The organism is Lentibacillus kimchii (genome assembly GCF_055381965.1).
The window spans coordinates 619,642-641,213 of record NZ_AP043934.1 but is presented as its reverse complement, the minus strand read 5'-3'; the positions used below and the strand labels follow the sequence as shown (position 1 = coordinate 641,213).

Here is a 21,572-nt window from a genome sequence, read left to right as displayed (position 1 = left end):
TATCTGCATTCGAAATATCTGGTAAAATATCTCAACAAGTTTGTTTATTATATCGCCTTTCCACACGTAAATCAAGATAATAGGCACATAGAATCAGGAATAAAGAATCAGGGTGCCAGGTACATAAACAATTCAGAATTGTTTATGTACCTGGCACCACCGCGTTAAGCATAATGGCGAAATGCTCGCGGCTGATAGTTTCGTTTGGTCTGAACGTCTGATCTTCGTAGCCTTTCGCTATATCGTTTGCGACAAGCTTACTGATCACATCGTGCGCCCAGTGATCGCTGGCAATATCAGCAAATTCCACATCAGCTGACCCCTTCAGGTCATAAGCACTAACCATAATTGCCGCCATTTGCCCACGTGTCAATTTCCCATACGGATCGGCGGTACCATTGTCTTTTCCTGTTAGGATACCCAAATCAGCTGCTGTTTTCATAGAAGCATAGGTTGCAGAATCCTGATCGATATCCTTGAAACCAGGATTAGGAGCATCATAATTTTCCGGATCGATCGCCATTTCCTTCAGAATCATGTGCACAGCTTGCAAACGGGTGATATTATGTTTCGGCTTAAATTCGCCGTTCGGATAGCCGCGAATGATGTCCTGTTCGACTAATTGCGCAATCGGTTCCTGATAGTGTTTAACGTCAGAGAATTGCGTGCTTTTTGCCTTTATAGTGTAATCGGACGCTGACCAGTGCTGATTATCGTCATAGACGGAAAGATGATAGGTCCCTTTTTCAGCCTGGAACGAAAAGCTTTCATCTTCTCCGTTTTCTCCGTCGTCATAAAATCTTCGTTTCCCGTCCGGATCATCGAGCGCAACCACCAGATCAAGTGTATCGGTCGGTATTGTCACATCGATTGTCACCAGACCGTCATCTTCCACTTCAAAACGATACCAGTCCACATCCATCGGGTAATTGATGGCGTTTTGTTCCTTCTGAAAAGCCGTGATCGGCTCTGCTTCACCTTTTTGACTCGGTGCGTTATCACGCCAATCAGGCAGTTCATCGCGTTCTAACGTCCTGTCGGCATCCATACGCCCGTAGCCGCGTTCATCATTCCATTCGACATTATCAACAGCAAACGCCCCGTCTTCCAGCGCCCAGGCCATCTCATTATTGGTCCAGTCAGGATGTTCTGCTTTGACAAGTCCTGCCAGACCACTGACGAGCGGTGCAGAAAAAGATGTCCCGTCGACTTCATGGTAGCCTCCTTCAGGATCGGCGGCTTTGATAGCTTTTCCGGGCGCAGCCATATCAATCGTATTGCCGTAACTTGAAAAAGAGGTGAGCGTGTCATCTTTCCCGGTTGCGGACACGTTGAGGACACCAGGGTAGGAAGCAGGGAAGGACGGAAGACTGCTCGCTTCGTTGCCTGCCGCTGCGACCAGCGTAATCCCGGCATCATAGGCATCAGCAATAGCGTCCTTTTCCAATTCACTATATAAACCAGCACCGTAGCTCATATTCATAATGTCAGCATCATGTTCGATCGCATAATAGATGCCATCGACAATGTGATCGGTGGTCACCGTGCCAGTTGGGCCAGTCACTTTAACCGGAAGAATGCCAGCATTTAAATCCATCCCTGTCATCGCCTCTTCGCTGCTGGCCGCAGCAATAAGACTGGAAACAGCTGTCCCGTGACCAAGGTCGTCCGATGTATCCTTATTATCACCTATAAAATTATAGCCATCGAGAATCCGGCCTTTCAGGGCAGGATGATCAGCATTCACACCGCTGTCCAGAACGGCGATGACCGTATCGGCAGACCCCTTTGTTTTCTGATGTGCGCCGTCCAAATTGATTTTTCCAGTATACCATGGTTCATCGCTTTCGTCGCTTACAGACGGACCGTGCAGCTGCCGCTCGTAGTTCGGCTCCGCCTGTTCAACCTGCCCGTCGTCAGCGATAGCGCGCACTGTCTTGTCAAAATCGCTATCTTCCGGTACGCGGGCAACAATGTAGCGGTCACTTTGCATCCCGGAATCGCGGGAGGCTTGTTCGAGTCCCCATTTTTCTGCGGAAACATCCGCTCCTGCTTTAAGTTTTATCACAACCTCACGATTATGTATCGACTCCAAATCCATACTCTGAAGCTGCTTCACAGGCCTGGAAGATTTATGATGCTGGAACATCGGCATATCTTCATACGCGCCAATAGCCTGTTTGGCCCTCTCATCCTGCAAATCCTTGGCTTCGGCACTCAAGCCAGCCGATCCGAATGCCATAACGGCGGCCGAACATACAAGTGTCGCTGCCAATATCCTTTTCAGGTGCAGCATACCCTTACCTCCTTAAATGCTCGTAAACTCGTTTCATAATAGCCGTATCGACCATCTATGAAGCTATATAATACGAGCGGGAAGACAGCGAATCTCCCCGCTCATGTTTTATATACGGTCTCTAGTCAATGTCCTCGACTTCATCGGGTACATCGCCCGGAGCTCCCGGTACTTCATCCGGCAGCTGATCTTCCATGATGTCGTTAAATTCTTCTTCGGTGATCGTTTCGTCCTGATCCGGTTTCTCGATGGTGACATCGCCGTTTATATTCTGCTTCGTTTGCTCGGAAGACAGATTCAATCCAGCGGTTTCACCTTCATTGGTAATAGCCAAATCCAGATCCATCGCGTTGCCTTGCATAAAGTTGTCACGGTTGATGGCGGTATATTGTTCAAATGTCTTGATATCAACGGTGTCGTCGATTTCCGATTTGATATCTTCAATATTAGCCTGCATGTCATTCATTTGTTCCTGGGCTTTCTGGATGTCTTCTTCGGTCAATCCCAGTTCATCAGCATAGTCTTCTTCTTCGATAACATTCAGAAATTCAGGCAAGAAGCCCGTCAGCAGTGTGTCAGCAAAAGGCTGCAGATTTTCATTGTTCAAATTGAATTTCACAACCTGGTTCTCATTGACATAGTCAGGAAAGTCATAAGAACCTGCTTCAACCTGATTGTAATAATCCTTTGCGAAGTAGTCGATGAACATATTTTGAATGTCCTGGCCCAGTTTCATATTGATATCTGAGCCTGCTGGCATTTGGCCTTCTGCGGCTTCCAAATCATATTCAATGTATTTACCTGCAATTTCTTCAGGTAATTCCTTGCCTTCTGGCTGCGGCTGCTTCATCCACATTTTATCTTCTGTCATAACCATAGGAAGCGAAACCGTTTGTTCTACGCCTTCACCCGCCTGCATAGTGACGTCGACGGTCATATCCATTGCCATCGGATCCTGCTGAAACGACCCTGAGAAGTCGACTTGAATATCATCCAGAAGCTGGGCTATAGCCTCATCTCCCGCTTCCGTCTGTGCAGATTCCGGAAGATCGACGCCGATATTGGCATGGCCTTCCATGTCATAAGCGTCCAGATCCTGTTCATTGGCATAAGCCTTTTTCAGAAGTCCTTCAATGTCGTCGCCGTTATTTTCTTGTGCATCAGTCGCATGGTCAAGAAAATTCAGCATTTGTACGCGCTTAACATTTTCGTAAGGCCGGAAATCCTCCAGCTGGTTCGTGATGCCGAGGTCGCCCAGTACTTGCACGTTAGCCTTATGGGAACCGCTCACATTGCCGAGGTTTATATCCGCTTGATTGTCTTCACTGGTTAAATCCAAGCCTTTGACAAGGATGGTTGCCATTTGTTCGCGTGTCAGCTTTTCAAAGGGTTTAAAATGATCATCATCGCCGGTCATAATCCCCTCTTTGGCGACAGCAGCTATTTTATCAGCATTGCCATCATCAGCCTGGACGTCGTCAAAATACTTTGTGACACTACTACTCTCTGGAACATCCAAGTCCAGAGCTTCGGTCAATATAACAGCAGCCTGCTTCCGCGTCAGGTCGTCAAACTTCCTGAATGTACCATCTTCATAGCCATTGATGACACCTTCGTCGACATAATGATAGATAACATCGGCTGCGGGATCATCCTTGTCCACATCTTTAAACGACGTATCACCAGATGCACCTACAGTCGCCGCCGGAAATGCAAGACTAGCAGTCACCGCCAAAGCGGCCATAAAACTACCTTGTTTTTTCATTCTGTTCCTCCTCAACTAGATTTTATTTCCAACTATTCCAACAATTTACACTGTAACATAAAGTGCCAGGTACATAAACAATTCGTAATTGTTTATGTACCTGGCACCACCGCATAAGCCTCTTACTTTCAATTACTTTGTTTCTTGTTTACTATCAGATTTCTTTTCTTGTTCGACATCATTTGATTCGTCCGAATCACCAGCATCAGCCTTTTGATCTGATTCATCTTCACTGCCGGATTTTGATTCATCTCCTTGACGATGTTCATCTTCCTCGTCAGATTCAGATTCCTCTTCTGGTGCGGACTCATTTTGATTATCGGCATCTTCATCAGTTTTTGATTCATCCTCTGATTCAGATCCATCTTCATTATCAGATTCGGGCTTATTATCAGGTTTAGGTTTATCATCCGTTTCGGGCTTTACATTAGCCATTTTACTTACTGCCTGCTTGACAATACTGTCCAATCTCTGTTCATATGCGTTATTATTTGAAGAACTGCTTGATTGGTTCGACTTATGCTTTTCAATTAATTGATCTGCATAATCCCGGAGTTTCTTTTTGGCTTTTTGTTTTTCCTGCTGCACATTAGTATTAATATCTTTTTCTGCAGAGTCAATGACAGGGCCCAGATTTTCCTTCAGACGTGCCGTTTGTCTATCCAGTTCTTTATTAACAGTATTATCTATTTCGGTAATGGCATCATCACTTTTGCCCTGAAACCATTCCTTTAGCATACCTGAAATGTCAGGGCTGGCAGCTACAGAAACACCACTTGCTATCATGATCAAAAAAAGGGCTGCAATCATAACTAATTTCCTGGTTCTCAAAGTAACACCACCTTCTAAAAAATAAGGGGACTTTGCAAAGCCCCCTTATAACCTTTCATATTAGTTATTCATATTAGTTACAACATCATCTAAAGAGCCTTTGGCGTCTTCAACCTTTTGATGAGCTGCAGTCTGAATAGCTTTTTTGCTTTGAAATACCAGATCCTCTGACACAGACTTTGTTTGATCTTTAACATCTGATACAGCTTTATCTATAGCTTTTTTCAATTCGGTCTCTGTATCTTTAGATTCATTTTCCAGCTTACCGGTAAGATCATTTTTTGCTTCAGAGATAGCTTTATCTAACTGTTTTACTGCTTTGTCCGTCTCAGCATCAAGTTCGTTATTTACTTCCTCAATTGCATCTTCCTTGTTACCATCGATGCTATTAGTCAAATCTTTTTCAGCCTTTTCTTGAGCTTTACTCTTAATGTCATCTAAAGCAGCCTTCCCTTTAGCAAATAATTCATCGAATTGTTTGCTCATTGAATTTTCAATGCTGGACTTCTCCTGCTCTAATTTAGCAATGCGATCTGCTTTTTCATCGCTAATATCCTTTTTTGCTAAATGCTTTTCTGCAGCTTTTGCTACGTCAATCCTATCACCAGCATCGGATTTTAGATCATTGTGATTTTCAAGAGCATCTTTTGCTTTCCCCTTACCATAGTTAATAACATCTGTTTTCCCTTCTTCTACTTGTTCAGTAAATTGACTATCATACCAATCCTGAAACTGAGCCCCAATGTCAGTGCTTGCGTATGTAACAGCACCACCGCCTGCTACAAGAACCAAACCAGTTGCTCCAGCTACCACTTTCTTTTTCCCTGTGTCTAAGAATCTCATAATTCCTACATTCCTCCTAAAATAAATTTATATATATTAAAAACCCGATTAGGTTTCTAATCACAATTAATCAAGCAATTTCTGCAGAACTTTTTCTGTTCTGTCGTCAATTTCCTCCTGCTTGTTTTTCTTGTATGTTTCAAAGTTTTGCTTCTGCAGCGCTTTTGCTTCATCTTCCAAATCAGATAGGCGGTCGTTATAGTATGTTTCTATATCATGCTGAGATTGTTTCAGATATGTTTTCTGCTTATCATTCAAAAGGTTAACGGAATCTGTGATCTTGGATGATGTGTTTTTTTGTAATTGATTTTTTGTTTCAGATAGTTCTTCAACATTATGGGAGCGAGTCTCTTCCTGGATGTGTTGATTTTGATTGTGTAATATATCTGCAGTATCTGGTTGATGTGCTGATACGTCTCCGGATACGAAACTAAGCGTTCCTACTAACGTAATGGCCGCACTGGCTATTAATTTATTTTTAATTTTCATCCCTGCGAGACCTCCTATATTTCCTTTTTGAATTAAAGCACAATTGTGACTATACAGGCATATCACGTATAAGTCGAAACAATTTCACGTACAATTCAAGACAAAAATATGGTTTTTTGGGCAACTTTTAACGGATTTTGTAAATTCTAGTTCTTATGGGCGATTGTCAAAAATGAAAAATATGTCGATAATAGGAGTGATTACACGAAAAAATCATAGGGGTGATCTAATTTGTCTTTGGAATCAAAACGAATTGACATAAGAATTCCCGTTAGATTAATTAAAAAAGTGGAGAAGTATCAAGAAGAAAAAGATATTGCTACTCGAACTGGAGCCTTTTTAGAACTAATTCGTATTGGCTTAAAACACTCGGAAGAATAACATCGGCTTAAGTGCCAGGTACACAAACAATTCTGAATCATTTGTGTACCTGGCACCACCCAAAAAATAAAGTCCCGCAGAGAATTCTCTCCACAGGACTTCTGATGCATTCACCCATCTTAACTGCTTTAAGGCAACTGGGATGGGAGACTGCCCGCGTATATGTATATGATTACATTTCGTCTGGACGGCGGATGAACTTGGGTAAATCTTTGACGCCAATCAGGTGAAGATAGGTGAACAACTGACCTTTATTGTGAACCTCATAATCAATGGCATGGGAAAACCAATATGTACCGGGTGCACGCATATCACCATATAAAACGTACCCTTTCATCTGCCAGGTGAAAATCGATGAAATCTCTTCCTGCGTCTGATCAGTGTAATGCTGTACGATAGTGCGCAGTTCATCTATGGTTTGATAATCCCCCACATTGGGCGGCTCATCGAATTCGCCTTTTTTAATGCCTGTCATAAACTTATGAGTTGTGGTTACGAGATGTATCGTCAGTTCCCCAAGAGACATGGCGCCTTCCCATGGCCTGTAATGCAAGTGCGCATCATCGACCAGTGCCAGCAAATCATCCAGTACCATCCGATGCTGCAGCCAGCCATTAACAGCACCATCCATTGCGTTACTCATTTAAATCCCTCATTTTAAAAAATTATTATACAATTAGTATAACCCCTATCAGCAGGATTTCACATCTATTACGTTTGCTAGAGTTGTTAGAGTGCCAGGTACATAAACAATTCGGAATTGTTTATGTACCTGGCACCACCGCACCACAAAAAAAGCTCTGCAGAGAACTTATCTCCGCAGAGCTTTTAGTTTTATTAAGAACGTTCGTTCGATAAACGGGAAGGACAGGCACCCAAGCGTTTTACTCATTGCTATCTTCGTTCTTTTTGCTTTCTTTTAGGTGCTTATCAAAATCATAAGTTTTTTTCTGTTGTTTCGCCATTATCATCAGTGTAAGAAACGTCAACGGTGTCAGGCGCACCCTCCACTTCAACTAATGCTGGGGAAAGATCGAAGTCTCCATCAGCATCGACAGTTGCTGTAAAGTCTTGGTCTTCTTCGTCTTTTTTAGAGTGGAATATGAATTCAATTTCTTCACCTTTATCAACGTTAGAAACTGTGCCAGTTACTTCATACATATAGTTTCCATATTCTAGTGCATGCTTATTTGGAGCTACTGCCTCGGCAGAAACATTACTGAATGAAACCTCATCAACTTCTTCCTCGTTATCTTCGTCAGGTTCGTTTTCTGAAACATTCACCGTAATAGCCGTTGCTGTCTTGTTGCCATCTTCGTCTGCAGCGGTGTACGTTACAATGTAGCTTCCCGCTTCTGATGTATCAATGCTATCTACTTTATTGCCATCTGAATCCGTGATTTGTGTGTCTACCTTAACGGAACCATCTCGATTATCTTCCGCTGTTGCTTTTGGAATGCTGAAATCAGCATCATGGTCCACATTGACTGTGCTATCACTGTCAACGCTGATATTTGGCGCTTCTTTATCAACACCTGGCGCATATCCTTCAATCATTTTTTGCATTTCATACATGAACGTTGCAAACTGGTCACGGTAAAGTGCGCCTCTAGCATCGAAACCGTCCGTTTGATTCGTGATGCCCAGGTTAGCTAAGATTTGAACGTTACCAACGTGTGACGCATCAATGCCATCTGTATTTAAATCAACATCGTCACCGTTGTCATATTTATCCAAGTCATATGCTTCAACAAGGACAGTTGCCATTTGTTCACGGGAAATCGTGCCATACTCATCGAAATGGCCGTTTTCACCTTGGAAAATGCCTGCTTCCGTTACAGCCGCGATAGCCTCAGCATGATCATTGGTTGCATCAACATCATCGTATTGTTCAAGTACTTTATTGACATTGTCAGGGGTATCCAGGTCAAGTGCTTGTACGAACATCTCTGCTACGCCGCCGCGCTTCATTTTTACATAAGGCGCGAAAGTTCCATCATTATAGCCATGGATAATCCCTTGTCAGGCCAGCGCCATAATGCTTTCGTAGTGTGTATTGCTTTGATCAATATCAACAAAGTCCACTTGATTGTCTGCCGATACGGCTGCAGGTGCTACTGCAGCAACTGTTGCCGATACTGCCATTGTCGAAATGGCTGCGTTACGAAACGTTTTCTTATTCATCGTAAAACGAATCCTTTCTTTGCTGTATATCTTTCACCGGATCTGAGTATAGAAATAAATCCGAGAAAAACTCGTAAACTACTCCAATAGAACATAGTAACTATGAACTATGCATTATTGTAGAATTAGCAGCATGTAAAAAACAACAGTCCTGCAAGTATATTCCCTCGGTAACTGAGACCAGACTGTCCAACTTTTACCTCAATTACTATGAATCCAGCATGAAAGCAGTCTGCATGATTTCAAGCCGTCCTTTAGTTACCGGACGTCGCTGGGGATGGACCACCACTTGTATTTAAAGGTGCCTGGTTATTATAACCCTTGACAGCCCCTTGAATATTCCAAAGATAGCCTTCAAAGTTACTTATAATCTGCTCCTCGACATACAATCGCAGCGACTCAGGCTCTACTTTTACAAATGAAACACCAATAGATTCTCCTGACCTAACCATTTTCTTGACTTCCGTTAGCTTTGAACCTGTTTGTACGTTCTTATCGATTAAATGCTGCGTTATCCGCTCACGCATGCCACCCGTCTTTCGCTCTCCCACGTACATAGGTATCCATTTCTTATCTGCCGCGGACCATTTATGTATAGCGTAGATATTGGCATTACGGCCAAGGTTCGACAGGAGATCGTCATTTTTCTGCTTCATCACATCTATATATTCCTGCCATGTCGATTCATCATTATCATGCCGTACCTCATCCGGATAAACAAATTTCTCGATATTTCCGCTTTCTTCAAGCAATTTTTCTCCGCAGTGCTTAGCGAACTCATTTAAATCTTTATAAGCCATTATTGGAATGGGTGCCATATTGATAACATCCTCTTCTTTATAATTATTTGTTATAATTACTTTAACATATAATTCCATAAGGCAGCTTCATTTTCCACGATTAACTGGAAAGTTTTGTTTTAGGTTTCTCAACTGCTGAATAATGTTCACTAGCAGGAAATTAATCGACTATATCTTAATTGTTTATGTACCTGGTACCACACCGCACCACAAAAAAAGCTCTGCAGAGAACTTATCTCCGCAGAGCTTTTTTAACAAGAACTTTCGTTCGATAAATATCGGGAAGGACAGACACCTCACCTTTTTCGTTTACTTTGCGGTATTTTCCTCAAATTCGTTACCAGATACGTCATATTGATTGTCTTGAGGGAAATTCGACTCTTCTGTAGAATTGTTAATGGCTTCTCGATGATCACCACTGCCATCGAACAATTCAATTCCAACTTCACTGAATGTAATATCATTGTTCTTAATAGTTACGTTCTCACTAGTATCGGCACCAATACCTTTTCTGGAATCAGTGATTTCATTTCCGATAACTTCACCGCTGCTATTCTTATTGAAATAAATAGCCATTTGACCAGTGTTATTTATCACGTTATTTTCAAGATTAGCTTCAGTTACACCGTGTGCAACATCAATTGCATTAGCTTCCGCAACATCTAAATTTAGATCCTTAACGGTAACATTATCTGAAGTAATTTTTACTTCTTGATCAATACTATGACCATTACCATCTAATGTTACCTGACTATTCAAGTCTAATGGTGAGTTTAAATCAATGTTTCCACCCAAAGTGATGGTATCAGCTGCATCATCACTAGTGTGATCTATTGCATACTCTAGTTCATTTGCACTATCAACTGTGTTTTTAACACTAAATGCTACTGTTTGAGTAGAATCTTCACCCGTATTAAATTTGACATTGACTATCGTTTCGCCAGCACCTTTGCCTGCTATCCTGTTAGTGTCATTATCATTCACAAAATGGTTTAATATATTATCGTTAGATACGTCAACAGATTCAATATCATCTTCATCTAATGTTGCTTTTACATCATTGCCGTCACTGTCTTCAGTCATCATGACGTCGCCATTCTGGTCAGTCATCGTAACGCCTTGATCATTAAGAAGGTCGACTAAGTCTTGTTTTTGGCCTTCCAGTTTAAAGGAGTTACTGTCAAAGGAAACATGATTTAACTCTGGTGTAGAGTCAACTACTTTAAAGTCTACACTGCCGTAGTCAAAGCCATTTTTAGAAGCTGAAAGTGTATAGTTGCCTACTTCCAGGTTACCTGAATTAACCTTGCTTTGAACATTATAGGTTTTAACAGTTTCACCATTAGAAGTATCGATTTCTTCTCCGTCTTCATTAGTAACTTTGAAATCAACACCATTTTCAGGATCTTTATCAGTATGATTACCGTCAGCGTCTACACCATAAACACTGAATTCTAGTGAATCATCATCGGCATTTTTATCATATTCAAGATTATCACCAGTATTGGCAATCTCGTAATCATCTGTGTCTCCAGCTTCCGTGACATTAACAGTAATCGTCTGCTTATCAAGTTCACCTACTTTAACGTCTACCGTTGCTTCACCTTTTTCTTCAGGCGTAATCTCTATGGTTGCTTCGCCATCTTCGTTAGTGGAAATGCCATCATTAAGAGAAACACTGTCACTATCTGTTTCAGCTGTTACGTCTTCTTCATCAACAGCATTACCATATTGGTCTTTGACCGTTACAGTAACGTTTTGCGTATCAGCAGTGTTTGAAGTATTAATTGATGAATCAGATAGTTCAAAATCACTTACCTCAGCCGGTTCTTGAACATTCACATTAATGACTTTTTCAAAGTTAGTGCCTGGAGCTGTGACTTTGACTTGAGCATTACCATTGTCATAAACGCCCTTAATTTCACCGCTGTTTTCATCTACGAGCATCGTCTCTGGGTTCAGAGATTCAAACTTGAAATTGCCATCGGTAATAGCCTTACCGAATTGATCATTAACGTGAGGAACAATATAGTTACCTACTGTATCAGCGTTATTATTAACGGTTTGTTTGGCATCTTCAGTTTTAAGATCTTCGTCAACGTCTCCATTGTCATTGATTGTGAAGAACTGATAACTGTCGGCCATTGAATCTTCAACTGTAACAACTTGCTTGTCCGACTCAATAGCATTATCGCCAGAACCAACGTGTGCTCTTACTATGAACGAATCGCCATCTTTCATATCACTGGTATCAACTGAACCGTCTTTTTCAACGTCACCAGAATCAGATGTGTATGTGACATCAAAGTCTTCAGTAACATTTTGATCATCAGCTAATACTTCGGATTTCAGATTAACAGAGTCTTCACCTTGAGCAACTGTCTCAGTTGTTACATTAATATCAGTTGGTGTTGCTTTTTCGTAAGTGAAATCAATAGTTTGATCCTCATCCTGACCAGTATAGGTCAATTCATAGTCAGTATCTTCAGAAAGAGCTGAGGTTAGGGCAAGATTAATATTGCCATCTTCAGTTGACATACTGTCGATTTTCACATCGTCATATTGATTGTCAGTATTTTCAATTTCAAAATCGTCTTTGCTGACATCATCCGGTAGTTGATTGAAAGTAACATCTACTGTTTTAGAAGTAACCGCACTCACATCTTCAACAGCTGGTGCTTCAATTTCGAATTTACCGCTTTCGGATTTCAGTGAGCCATGGTTGCCATTTTCCATGCCCATGATCGTGTAGCTATAGTTACCTGCATCAAGTTGATCTGATGTGAAACTGAAGCTATTGTCATCTTTATTAATGTCAATATCCTCGTTGTTGATGACTTTTTTGCCGTCTCCATCTGTTACGATGAGATGAGCTGAATCGGCGATACCAGTTGCTGAGCCACTGATGGAGAATGTATTATCATCATTCACAGTTGTCTCAACATTTTCAACGCCTGGAGCGTTTTCTGATACAACTTCTTCCGTTTTTGCGATCATTGTTGCGAACTGATCACGGCGCTCTTGTTCATAAGCACGGTAGTTATCCAGTTCTATGGTGATGCCCAGGTTAGCCAATGTCTGCACGTTATCTACGTGAGAATTACTGATATGCTCTCGATTGAGATCAGCATTCATGCCTTGATTGTCATATTTGTTTAAATCATAGGCTTCAACTAAAGCAGTTGCCATTTGCTCACGCGTGATGTTCTCGAACTCGCCAAAGTGACCATGGTCACCTTTGAAAATATTAGCGTCAGTGACAGCTGCGATTACCGGAGCATAATCACTATTGCCGTCAACGTCGTCGTATTGCGCCAGGACTTCATCCATATTGTCAGGCGTATCGAGATCTAGTGCATTCGTCAGCATAGCGGCAATTTGACCGCGTACGATATTGTTGTAAGGTTTGAAAGTGCCATCTGGATGACCTTGAATAATTCCTTGTTCTGCCATCTTAATTATATTATCATAATGTGTATGTTCTGGGGTTACATCGGAAAAACTAACATCTTCTGCCGATACGGCCGCAGGTGCTACAGCTGCGACAGTTGCTGATGCAGCCATAGTCGAAATCGCTACGTTACGAAATGTTTTCGTTTTCTTACTCATAGTCAAATGTCCTCTCCCTTTGCTAAATATTTTTTCATCAGGACAAGGCTTAAAAGCAAGTCCCTGAAAAAATGAACAAACGATTGTTTAATCGTTCTATTAGAATATTTTAGTGACAATGACAAATAAAATCAACAGTTCCTGCAACTAGTTTAACTGGTAACTAGAGTCAGTTTACACAAGTTTTTCCTCATTTTCCAGAGTGCCCACACACAGTGCCAGGTACATAAACAATTCTGAAAATATCGAATTGTTTATGTACCTGGCACCCATAAAATGATAATTGTCGTTTTCCTGTTCGTTATACGTCCTCATGTTCCATCAAATCCTTAATAAGGCTTGGTGTAATCTCAGCTCCTGAATTAACAATCTTAAGAATTCGTTTTTGCTTCTCAAGAGGCAGGTTAAGGTTTTCCAAATGAAGGTTTTGCATAACACGTTTAAATTCCTTGGATTCCAATGTTAAATGCTTCAAAACACTCGCCCCTTTCATCTATTCCCTTCACTGCATTAAACAGATAAAACGTCAGTCATGAGCGATTCCCCGAATCACGGTGATCCGCAAGAGGTCTATACGCCCCCATCTTAATCCCATTGTTTAATTGTTCCAGATAAATCTTGCTTTTATCGAGTGCTTCGTTAAGCTGTTTAATCGTATCGTCCTCCGGCAGCTCACGCTTAATAAATTCGCTTTCCGTCAAAAACGCTTGACTGATGGCTCTATCCGCGAAAAGATCCGCTAACAGATCACTCACACCAGATCGCCAATCTCTAAATTCGTCAAAAGGCTGACCTCTCAGGTTATTGGAAAGTTTTATTTTGTCAAGCTGTCCTACCTTCTGATTAATTTCCTGGATAGCTGTATCAGGTTCCTTTAATAAACTATACTCGACCATTGTCCACCCTCCCTATTATGACCATTGTATCATTCCTCAATTGGTTTTGATGGTATCGAAAAAACAAAACAGCCTGTGTATGCTGATACAAAATCAGGAAGGGAGAATCATTATGGATGGATTTAACCACAAAGCGCAGGAGCGGGGGTCTGCTGCAAGGCAGCCAAACCATGCCATCAGTTTAAAGAAGACTCTGGAAGCGATTGATATAAGCACAGACGTGGAAGTCAGGTCATTTTATAGCGACCAGGACATAAAGGAAATGAGACAAGAATTAGCCAAATATGATCTTAAATGAGCCGTTTACCACCAAAATAAGCGTGGAATCTACCATTTAATTGGTGGATTCCACGCTTATTAAACGCACTCACCGGGGGGTTGTTTATGGCAGAATTAAAGTACATAATTTGGCAGCCTAAAACTACACAACTGCCATTATAAAAAAGAGCCTTGCCAGTCATCCCAAATTCTATTAACCTCTTACATGAATACAGCAATAAACATGGGGAGGTATGAAAGGAATGCTAGCAATGGCTCAAGTAGACTATATCAATTTTTTGCGCGAAGAGGAAGGGTTATCAATCAATTCGTTGGCAAAACGCCTTGGCATTAATTGGCGGACTGCCAAAAAATATGCTGATCGGGATGATTGGAGCCCTGACATCCGGCATCGCATGAAGCGTTACCCCATTCTGGGCCCGTACTTAGATATCATCGATGCATGGTTGACGGAGGACCTGTCCCGGAAGCGTAAACAGCGTCATACCAATATACGAATTTATCAGCGTCTTCGGGATGAATGTGATTATACCGGAGGTGTTCGAACCGTTACCGGTTACGTGTCGGAACGAAAAAAGGCTCTGATGCAAGATCAAAAGACCTATAGCGACCTGATACATCCAGGCGGTGAAGCACAGGTTGATTTTGGGACAGCCGACGTGATCTATGACGGGACATGGCTTCAGGTCAAATATTTGGCGATGTCTTTTCCATACAGTAATGCCGCTTATCTGGCGGTATTGCCCAGGGAGAATACCACCTGCTTTCTGGAGGGACTTAAACAGCTTTTTGATCAGGCAGGCGGTGTGCCGCGCAAGTTATGGTTTGATAACTTATCTGCCGCTGTTGCGAAGATAAAGGGGCACGGAGAACGTGATTTAACGGATATGTTCCGCCGTTTTAAGCTTCATTACCGATTTGAAGCTGTATTCTGTAATCCTCGTGCTGGTTATGAAAAAGGCCATGTGGAAAATAAAGTTGGCACAAGCAGAAGAAACTGGTTTGTGCCTGTTCCGGTCATGACATCGTGGGAACAGATTAACAACGTCATGCATCAAAAAGCCCTGAGGGCTATGGATCAGGAACATTATAAACATAAACAACTCGTTCAATCATTGTAGGAAGAAGAACAGGTCAAGCTTCTACAGCTTCCCCGGGATCCGTTTGAAGTCGTTCATTTGGAAACAGCGACACTCGACAAATATGGAAATGTCCATGTGGACCGGGAACGCCTTCCAGTACCAAAAGGGATGGCTCAGCAGTCTGTCACTTTAAAAATCTATTGGGATAGCCTGGAGGTAATGGATGAAACATATACAACATTAGCTGTTCTTCCACGTCCGAATAGTCTTAAACAACAGAAAATCAATTGGACTCAGGAACTCGAGCAGATCCAGAACAAACCCAGAGCTGTTCCCTATACAATGGTTTATTCAGCCCTTCCGGAGGTGCTTCAGCGATACCTGTCCATTGACGATCTCGTGTACCGAAAAAGACGCTTAAAGTGTCTCATCCAATGGCTTGGTAAGGATTATCAAATTGATCAGATTGCCGAAGCGATTACGCATATCGCCCCACACCTTTGGGATGAAGAAGGCGTGGTTTATCAGGAATTGTATCGTACGATACATCCCGAAAAACCTAGCCCATTTGACCGTCTTGAAGAATCCTATACACCTTCAGGTGTCAGGAATTATGAGCCTGTTCTCGAGGCGTACGATGTACTTACAGGGGAGGTGTGGTCATAATGTCAATGGATGAACGCATCCAGGCTTACTGCAAGAAATTAAAACTGGGCCATGTGGGAGCCATTTATGATCAAATTGAGGCTGATACCCATGAGGAATTCCTTCTGCGCTGCTTAGAGAAAGAGGCAAAATCACAGGAAAACAATAAAGTGCAGCGCTTAATTAAAAAGGCTGGATTCAGCCAGTTCAAAAGCATGGAGGACTATGACGAAGCCTGGGCTCCCGAGTTTCCATCAACGGTTACACTAAGTTCATTAAAGGATTTAACTTTCATGAAAGACCGGGAAAATATTATGATGGTTGGATCTGTCGGAACGGGTAAAACACATCTGTCCACCGCGTTGGGAGTCGAAGCATGCCGGAACGGCCAGGAAGTAAGATTTTACCGGGTTAACAGTCTCGTATCCAAACTGTTGGAGAAGCATCAAAATGGTCATTTGAATCGATTTATGCAGGGTTTTCGAAAGGCAGATCTGGTCATTTTGGATGAACTGGGTTTTGTGCCCTTTCATAAAGACGGGGCTGAACTCCTGTTCAGCCTAATTGCCGAGTGTTATGAGCAAACAAGCGTGATTGTAACGTCCAATCTTGAGTTTGGACAATGGAATACAATATTCGGCGACAAACGTCTGACGGCAGCTATTATGGATCGACTGGTGCATCATGCCCACATAATCACCTTTACAGGTGATAGCTATCGATTGTCAAACGCTTTAGCCAAGAGTTTTGAATAATTATTAGCATCATATGGGATAACTGGCAAGGTTATGTAAAAAGTATTGCCATTTTATGTACTTTTAACTTGCCAAACACAGGGGTGTGACTGCTAAACTAAAATAGACAGTTTTTGCTCGATAAAAATGAACACTTTCTAAAACTCATGGGTTGAGTCAGCGTCATCGAAAATACAATCGTATGATTGGATCCCAAGTATCTCATCCTCAATAATGATCCGGATTTCCGTTCTAAAGAGATTAAGGATTTTTTAGCTTCTTCGGGGATTCAACCAAAAACGACATTCTACCGTTCTCCTTGGCAAAATCCTATAGCCGAAAGTGTAAACGGGACACTTCGCAGGGAATCATTTAATTATCTTAATCCATTAAGTGAAGCTCATTTGCAAAAGGAACTGCCCGAATATGTTCATAACTACTATAATTCCCATCGGACGAACCAAGGAATCAACTTTAATACGCCAATACCAACGCCAACGTATTTACCTGTGAACGTAAATCAGGCAAAACTAAAAGTTATTCCTGTCCTAAATGACTTATACCATACTTATAAAAGAATCGCTTAATCTTTAAATCCTATAACAGCACTTCAAGCCTTTAGATCTTTCCTATGAAGGCTTGCTTATCATGCTTTATTTTCCTTTTAATCTGCATTGTCCCTATCTTTCCGTGCATCTCCCACATACAGTGCCAGGTACATAAACAATTCTGAATTGTTTATGTACCTGGCACCCCCCAAAACCAAACCCGCTACAGCTCTGCCAGCGCAACCCATGCCGGATAGTCCATATCATGCATAATACACGACCGTTTAATTTTTCCGACAAACCAGACATCAATCAAGAATGGCACATCGTCAACGTCTTTAGCGACTAAACTCGCTAATTCGTCTTGTGCAAAAATACCGGGATAATCTGTTTGAGCACAGATAGACTCGTAGTGCCAGCCTTCAGACGCACATTCGGCCATGGTGTCGGGTAAAAACAGACCGCAGCCACTATCGCATGAAAAAACGTCGTCAACCATTATTTCCGCCATATCATCGGCAAAAAGCGCCTGAAAATGGTCACGTACCTCCTCAGCTTCAGCCCGTGTCTCATAGGTTAATTCGATCGTATTGTCCTGAAGCAGCCAGAATTCCGGGACGGCAAAGCTCAGATCCAGCCATTCGATTAAGACATGCTCCGCGCGCCCCGTTCGTGTCCTGATTTCCTCTTTCAGGTGCCGGACACCTGTCTCATGCATATCCCGCAGCTGCACCGGGCTTTGCCGCCTGAAAATCACGGCCACCTGGTAATACACGTCCCGCTCCGGCCGCCACTGAATAATAGTCTTTTCAAGCTGGTTAAGTTTGTGCAAGTACTTCCTGATCTCAGCATGAAAAACGCCATCATCGCCATCTGATAGATAAAAATCCATATGTTCGCTGATCAAAGCATCGATGTCACTGATCATCTGATTGACTTCATCGATATATTTGTCCGCCAGAATTAAACGGTCTTCCCAATCTTCCATCCAGTGTATGTACTCGCGCCGCACATACTCATACACATCAATATAAGGGTGATGCCGGTCCGTATGCGCATCATCACCGCATGCCTCATAGCAATCATCCCCGCAGAAGATAGCCCCATCCTCATTGACACGGTACTTAAAGGAAACCTCACGTCCGCACTGAACACATGTCATGTGTGCACCTCCTGTATTATTTCCGGATAAATCCATGGAGAACGCGCCTGCCGTCTGCCAAATACTCGACACCAACGTTATATTTATAGTTCTTCGTACCTTTGAACGTTCCTTCATATTTCAGGCTGCCATCGATATTATACAGGCATCCTTCAATATAATTCCGCGTGCCATAAAAGAAATAGTGACTTTTCTTCTGCGTCCCTGTGAATTTAACATGGCCATTTTCATAGAATTCGGTTCCATAGCCGCAAAATTTAATGTCACTTATTTCCCCGCGATAGCGTATCCGGCCGCTGGGAAAGTACATCTCACCCCAGCCATTGGGCTTCCCCTGGCTAAATTCACCCTTGTACCATATAACGCCTGTTTCCCAGTAGGCGATTCCCTGGCCTGCAGGATTGCCGTCTTCTCCTTCGCCACTGTATTTCAAGCTGCCATCAGCATAATATAATTTCATCTTACTTCTCTCCCTTCACCGGCATAATACAAAGGGCATTTGGGTTTTTCGACGCTTTAAGGGCGGGAGAGCTTATAAAAAAAGCACCTGCGATGAAGAATGATTCGATCACAAGTGCTTGTCAGCTAGTCCAACCTATTCCCGCTATCAGTTAAACACAGAAAAAGAGAACCAGTTATAAGGGACTGCTTCTCCCGCATTTAATCAATATTATAATCACTATCATTCCCGCCATATCCATCCCATGTCACGAGTATTGCTATTAGACCTATGGATGCAAGTTTATCATCAATTCAGATTAAGGGGAAATTCGTCCGCTTTGTTAACTATTAATCAGCATATTAAGTTTTTCTCGCCCTCCCATCTTAAAAGACAGGATTCAAACAAAAAGTTACTTCTAGACCTAGTAAAATTGTATGTATATAGTCTATTAGTATAAAAGGCTGTTTTAACCTTGAGAGCGTAAAATAGTTTGTGTAAATCGCAATGACTCAATAATGGTCATAGAAAAAGGAAGACCCTTTCCTGTAGAATAGAGTTAGCCAAAACACACCCACAGGAGGTCTTCCCTATGAGCCATCTTACTACAGATTTGCTTGAATCACTAGCCCAAAAACAGGATATTGAAGAAGTTTTTCGCCATCACTTGGAAACAGCGATCAATCAGCTTTTAAAACACGAATTAACAGCTTTTCTGGACTATGAGCCTTATGAGCAGGCTGGCGTTAACTCTGGTAATTCCCGTAACGGATTTTATGGCCGTACGTTTAAGACAGAATACGGCAACCTTGAGCTGCATATTCCCAGAGATCGCAACGGTGCCTTTCAGCAACAAACCCTGGCACCCTATAAACGTTCCAACGACACACTGGAACAGTTTATCATCCACCTGTACGAAAAGGGCATCACAACGGATGAAATCGCCGATTTGATCGAAAAAATGTATGGTCAGCACTATTCCAAACAAACTGTATCCAACCTGACACAGCTTGTGTCAGAAGATGTTAAGGCTTTTCATGAGCGAACGCTGGAACAGCGTTATGTCTGCATTTATCTGGATGCCACGCAAATTCCAATCCGGCGTCAAAGCGTTGAAAAGGAATCGGTCTATATCGCCATTGGCATTGCGGAAGATGGCGGCAAAGAAGTGCTCGACTTCACCATCGCCCCAACGGAATCCGCCGAGGTGTGGGAGGAGCTCGTTCAGCGCTTATATGATCGCGGTGTTGAACACGTCCTTCTTTTCATTTCGGACGGCTTGAACGGCATGACGGATGCGCTGCATCGTGTCTATCCCAAGGCTAAACATCAGGTGTGCTGCGTTCATGTTTCCCGCAACATCGCTAACAAAGTACGTGTGAAAGATCGTGCCGTCATTCTGGATGATTTCAGGGCTGTCTATGAGGCTGAAAGCCGCCAGGATGCTTTAAATGCCCTGGAACAATTTCAAAACAAATGGCATAAGACGTATCCACGTGCTGTCGATGCCGTGATGAAACAGGATCGCTTATTAACGTTTTATGATTTTCCGGCATCCATCCGATCCAGCATCTATACAACAAACCTCATCGAAGGATTTAACAAGGAAATCAAACGCTACGTCAAACGCAAAGAACAATTTCCAAATGAAGATGCCCTGGAACGTTTCCTGGTGACCCAGTTTTTAGATTATAACCATAAGTTCGGTATGCGGTGCCACAGAGGCTTCAAAAAAGCAAAGCCTGAATTACTGCAGATGTTTGAATCGCTGGAGGAACAAGTTTTAAACGACTAAAACACTGGCTAACTAAATTCAAAAGGGATAGGGTCATTTACACAAAATTATTGACGCCCCCGTCCTATATATAACATCGGTAAATTTTTGTATTAGTTAACCGATATTACTTAACTAATGTTAATTCATACTTTAAACGACGTTTCAAATACTTTCTGAATGAGTTCTGTATACTCTTTATATTCATCAGTATCTTTAACTTGGTGCAGCACTTCTGCGATAGATTTGTAATACCAATGCTGCTGTTCTTTACCAGCATTGAATTTGTCCCATAGTCTATCTTTATCAACTTCATAATCTCTCGATATAGCTTTCATGTTTGACAACTTATCAGCAAGTGTCGCAACTTCGACATCCTGTGAATTGTTTCTCTTTAAAAATTTTATAGTATCTTGTTTTCTATCCATCCACTTTTTTGATTTATCTTCACTTTGATATTGAACAAGATTTGCAATATTTGGATTGAACGTCTCTTTAAGCGTTTCATAGGTCACATATGCATCCTCTGCCGTGTCATGCAATATGGCAGCAGATACGACATCACTATCTATTCTTCCGTCTTTATTTGTCATATTGGCTGCAATTGTTCCAGCTTCAAGACAATGCAATATATACGGGATGTCAGTACCTTTTCTCTTTTGATTTCCGTGACACACTGTAGCAAATTGGATTGCTTTATTGATCAATCAATCAACTCCTTTTGTATATCTTTTTTTATTTACTATATTTATAATACCACTTCTGATGTGCCAAAAAAGACACATTGAGGTGGTGTTTATTTTTACTCCTCATCT

Annotated in this window: 22 protein-coding genes; 7 read left to right on the top strand and 15 right to left on the bottom strand. The window is 42.0% G+C overall.

Features of this window, described 5'->3' with window-relative positions:
* Nucleotides 1–142: 142 nt before the first annotated feature.
* The 5 genes from ACZ444_RS03670 to ACZ444_RS03650 all read right to left on the bottom strand — a co-directional run bounded on the left by ACZ444_RS03670 (nucleotide 143) and on the right by ACZ444_RS03650 (nucleotide 6,224).
* A complete protein-coding gene (locus tag ACZ444_RS03670) occupies nucleotides 143–2,296 on the bottom strand; it encodes a S8 family peptidase (protein ID WP_382358620.1) in 2,154 nt (717 codons plus the stop codon).
* A gap of 121 nt (nucleotides 2,297–2,417) precedes the next feature.
* Nucleotides 2,418–4,061, bottom strand: coding sequence for an S-layer homology domain-containing protein (locus tag ACZ444_RS03665; protein WP_382358619.1), 1,644 nt, complete (start codon nucleotides 4,059–4,061; stop codon nucleotides 2,418–2,420).
* A 132-nt stretch (nucleotides 4,062–4,193) separates the two neighbouring features.
* Nucleotides 4,194–4,892, bottom strand: a complete 699-nt coding sequence (locus ACZ444_RS03660; RefSeq protein WP_464433582.1) for a hypothetical protein — start codon at nucleotides 4,890–4,892, stop codon at nucleotides 4,194–4,196.
* A 60-nt stretch (nucleotides 4,893–4,952) separates the two neighbouring features.
* Nucleotides 4,953–5,735 (bottom strand): hypothetical protein, encoded by a 783-nt coding sequence (locus ACZ444_RS03655; RefSeq protein ID WP_382358617.1) that lies wholly within the window; start codon nucleotides 5,733–5,735, stop codon nucleotides 4,953–4,955.
* Between the two features lie 66 nt (nucleotides 5,736–5,801).
* The gene (locus ACZ444_RS03650; protein WP_382358616.1) at nucleotides 5,802–6,224 is read right to left on the bottom strand and encodes a hypothetical protein; all 423 of its coding nucleotides are present in this window, start codon (nucleotides 6,222–6,224) and stop codon (nucleotides 5,802–5,804) included.
* Nucleotides 6,225–6,461: 237 nt separating this feature from the next.
* Between ACZ444_RS03650 and ACZ444_RS03645 the strand changes: the two genes are divergently transcribed.
* Nucleotides 6,462–6,605, top strand: a complete 144-nt coding sequence (locus ACZ444_RS03645; RefSeq protein ID WP_382358615.1) for a hypothetical protein — start codon at nucleotides 6,462–6,464, stop codon at nucleotides 6,603–6,605.
* Nucleotides 6,606–6,777: 172 nt separating this feature from the next.
* On the opposite strand, the gene ACZ444_RS03640 is transcribed toward ACZ444_RS03645, so the two are convergent.
* The 7 genes from ACZ444_RS03640 to ACZ444_RS03610 form a co-directional block, all read right to left on the bottom strand.
* On the bottom strand, nucleotides 6,778–7,248 hold the full coding sequence (locus ACZ444_RS03640; RefSeq protein ID WP_382358614.1) for a DinB family protein: 471 nt from the start codon (nucleotides 7,246–7,248) through the stop codon (nucleotides 6,778–6,780).
* Nucleotides 7,249–7,541: 293 nt separating this feature from the next.
* The gene (locus ACZ444_RS03635) at nucleotides 7,542–8,576 is read right to left on the bottom strand and encodes an immunoglobulin-like domain-containing protein (protein ID WP_382358613.1); all 1,035 of its coding nucleotides are present in this window, start codon (nucleotides 8,574–8,576) and stop codon (nucleotides 7,542–7,544) included.
* Nucleotides 8,577–8,627: 51 nt separating this feature from the next.
* Complete coding sequence (locus ACZ444_RS03630) at nucleotides 8,628–8,789, bottom strand: hypothetical protein (protein ID WP_382358612.1); 162 nt, start codon at nucleotides 8,787–8,789, stop codon at nucleotides 8,628–8,630.
* Nucleotides 8,790–9,043: 254 nt separating this feature from the next.
* Nucleotides 9,044–9,667, bottom strand: coding sequence for a hypothetical protein (locus ACZ444_RS03625; protein WP_382358611.1), 624 nt, complete (start codon nucleotides 9,665–9,667; stop codon nucleotides 9,044–9,046).
* Between the two features lie 231 nt (nucleotides 9,668–9,898).
* Nucleotides 9,899–13,198: an S-layer homology domain-containing protein gene (locus ACZ444_RS03620; RefSeq protein WP_382358610.1), complete on the bottom strand. Its 3,300-nt coding sequence runs from the start codon at nucleotides 13,196–13,198 to the stop codon at nucleotides 9,899–9,901.
* A gap of 301 nt (nucleotides 13,199–13,499) precedes the next feature.
* Nucleotides 13,500–13,673, bottom strand: a complete 174-nt coding sequence (locus ACZ444_RS03615; protein ID WP_382358608.1) for a Zn-dependent hydrolase — start codon at nucleotides 13,671–13,673, stop codon at nucleotides 13,500–13,502.
* Nucleotides 13,674–13,728: 55 nt separating this feature from the next.
* Nucleotides 13,729–14,094 carry a hypothetical protein gene (locus ACZ444_RS03610; RefSeq protein WP_382358607.1) on the bottom strand — a complete coding sequence of 122 codons (366 nt, stop codon included), beginning with the start codon at nucleotides 14,092–14,094 and terminating at the stop codon, nucleotides 13,729–13,731.
* Between the two features lie 79 nt (nucleotides 14,095–14,173).
* On the opposite strand from ACZ444_RS03610, the gene ACZ444_RS03605 reads away from it, so the two are divergent.
* From ACZ444_RS03605 to ACZ444_RS03585, 5 genes are all read left to right on the top strand, one after another.
* Nucleotides 14,174–14,392: a hypothetical protein gene (locus tag ACZ444_RS03605; protein ID WP_382358606.1), complete on the top strand. Its 219-nt coding sequence runs from the start codon at nucleotides 14,174–14,176 to the stop codon at nucleotides 14,390–14,392.
* A gap of 223 nt (nucleotides 14,393–14,615) precedes the next feature.
* A complete protein-coding gene (istA, locus tag ACZ444_RS03600) occupies nucleotides 14,616–15,494 on the top strand; it encodes an IS21 family transposase (protein WP_464433581.1) in 879 nt (292 codons plus the stop codon).
* Nucleotides 15,495–15,551: 57 nt separating this feature from the next.
* Nucleotides 15,552–16,121 carry a hypothetical protein gene (locus ACZ444_RS03595; protein WP_464433580.1) on the top strand — a complete coding sequence of 190 codons (570 nt, stop codon included), beginning with the start codon at nucleotides 15,552–15,554 and terminating at the stop codon, nucleotides 16,119–16,121.
* A gap of 5 nt (nucleotides 16,122–16,126) precedes the next feature.
* A complete protein-coding gene (istB, locus tag ACZ444_RS03590) occupies nucleotides 16,127–16,855 on the top strand; it encodes an IS21-like element helper ATPase IstB (RefSeq protein ID WP_449280300.1) in 729 nt (242 codons plus the stop codon).
* Nucleotides 16,856–17,040: 185 nt separating this feature from the next.
* Nucleotides 17,041–17,421, top strand: coding sequence for an integrase core domain-containing protein (locus tag ACZ444_RS03585; RefSeq protein ID WP_382358603.1), 381 nt, complete (start codon nucleotides 17,041–17,043; stop codon nucleotides 17,419–17,421).
* Nucleotides 17,422–17,605: 184 nt separating this feature from the next.
* On the opposite strand, the gene ACZ444_RS03580 is transcribed toward ACZ444_RS03585, so the two are convergent.
* Both ACZ444_RS03580 and ACZ444_RS03575 read right to left on the bottom strand, forming a co-directional pair.
* The gene (locus ACZ444_RS03580; protein ID WP_382358602.1) at nucleotides 17,606–18,544 is read right to left on the bottom strand and encodes a hypothetical protein; all 939 of its coding nucleotides are present in this window, start codon (nucleotides 18,542–18,544) and stop codon (nucleotides 17,606–17,608) included.
* Nucleotides 18,545–18,560: 16 nt separating this feature from the next.
* Nucleotides 18,561–19,004, bottom strand: a complete 444-nt coding sequence (locus ACZ444_RS03575; protein ID WP_382358601.1) for a toxin-antitoxin system YwqK family antitoxin — start codon at nucleotides 19,002–19,004, stop codon at nucleotides 18,561–18,563.
* A gap of 571 nt (nucleotides 19,005–19,575) precedes the next feature.
* Here ACZ444_RS03575 and ACZ444_RS03570 point away from each other — a divergent pair.
* Complete coding sequence (locus ACZ444_RS03570; protein WP_464433579.1) at nucleotides 19,576–20,778, top strand: IS256 family transposase; 1,203 nt, start codon at nucleotides 19,576–19,578, stop codon at nucleotides 20,776–20,778.
* A gap of 125 nt (nucleotides 20,779–20,903) precedes the next feature.
* Here ACZ444_RS03570 and ACZ444_RS03565 read toward each other — a convergent pair whose 3' ends face one another.
* Entirely contained in the window at nucleotides 20,904–21,464 is a 561-nt protein-coding gene (locus ACZ444_RS03565; protein WP_382359412.1) for a DUF1871 family protein, read from the bottom strand.
* Nucleotides 21,465–21,572: the final 108 nt, after the last annotated feature.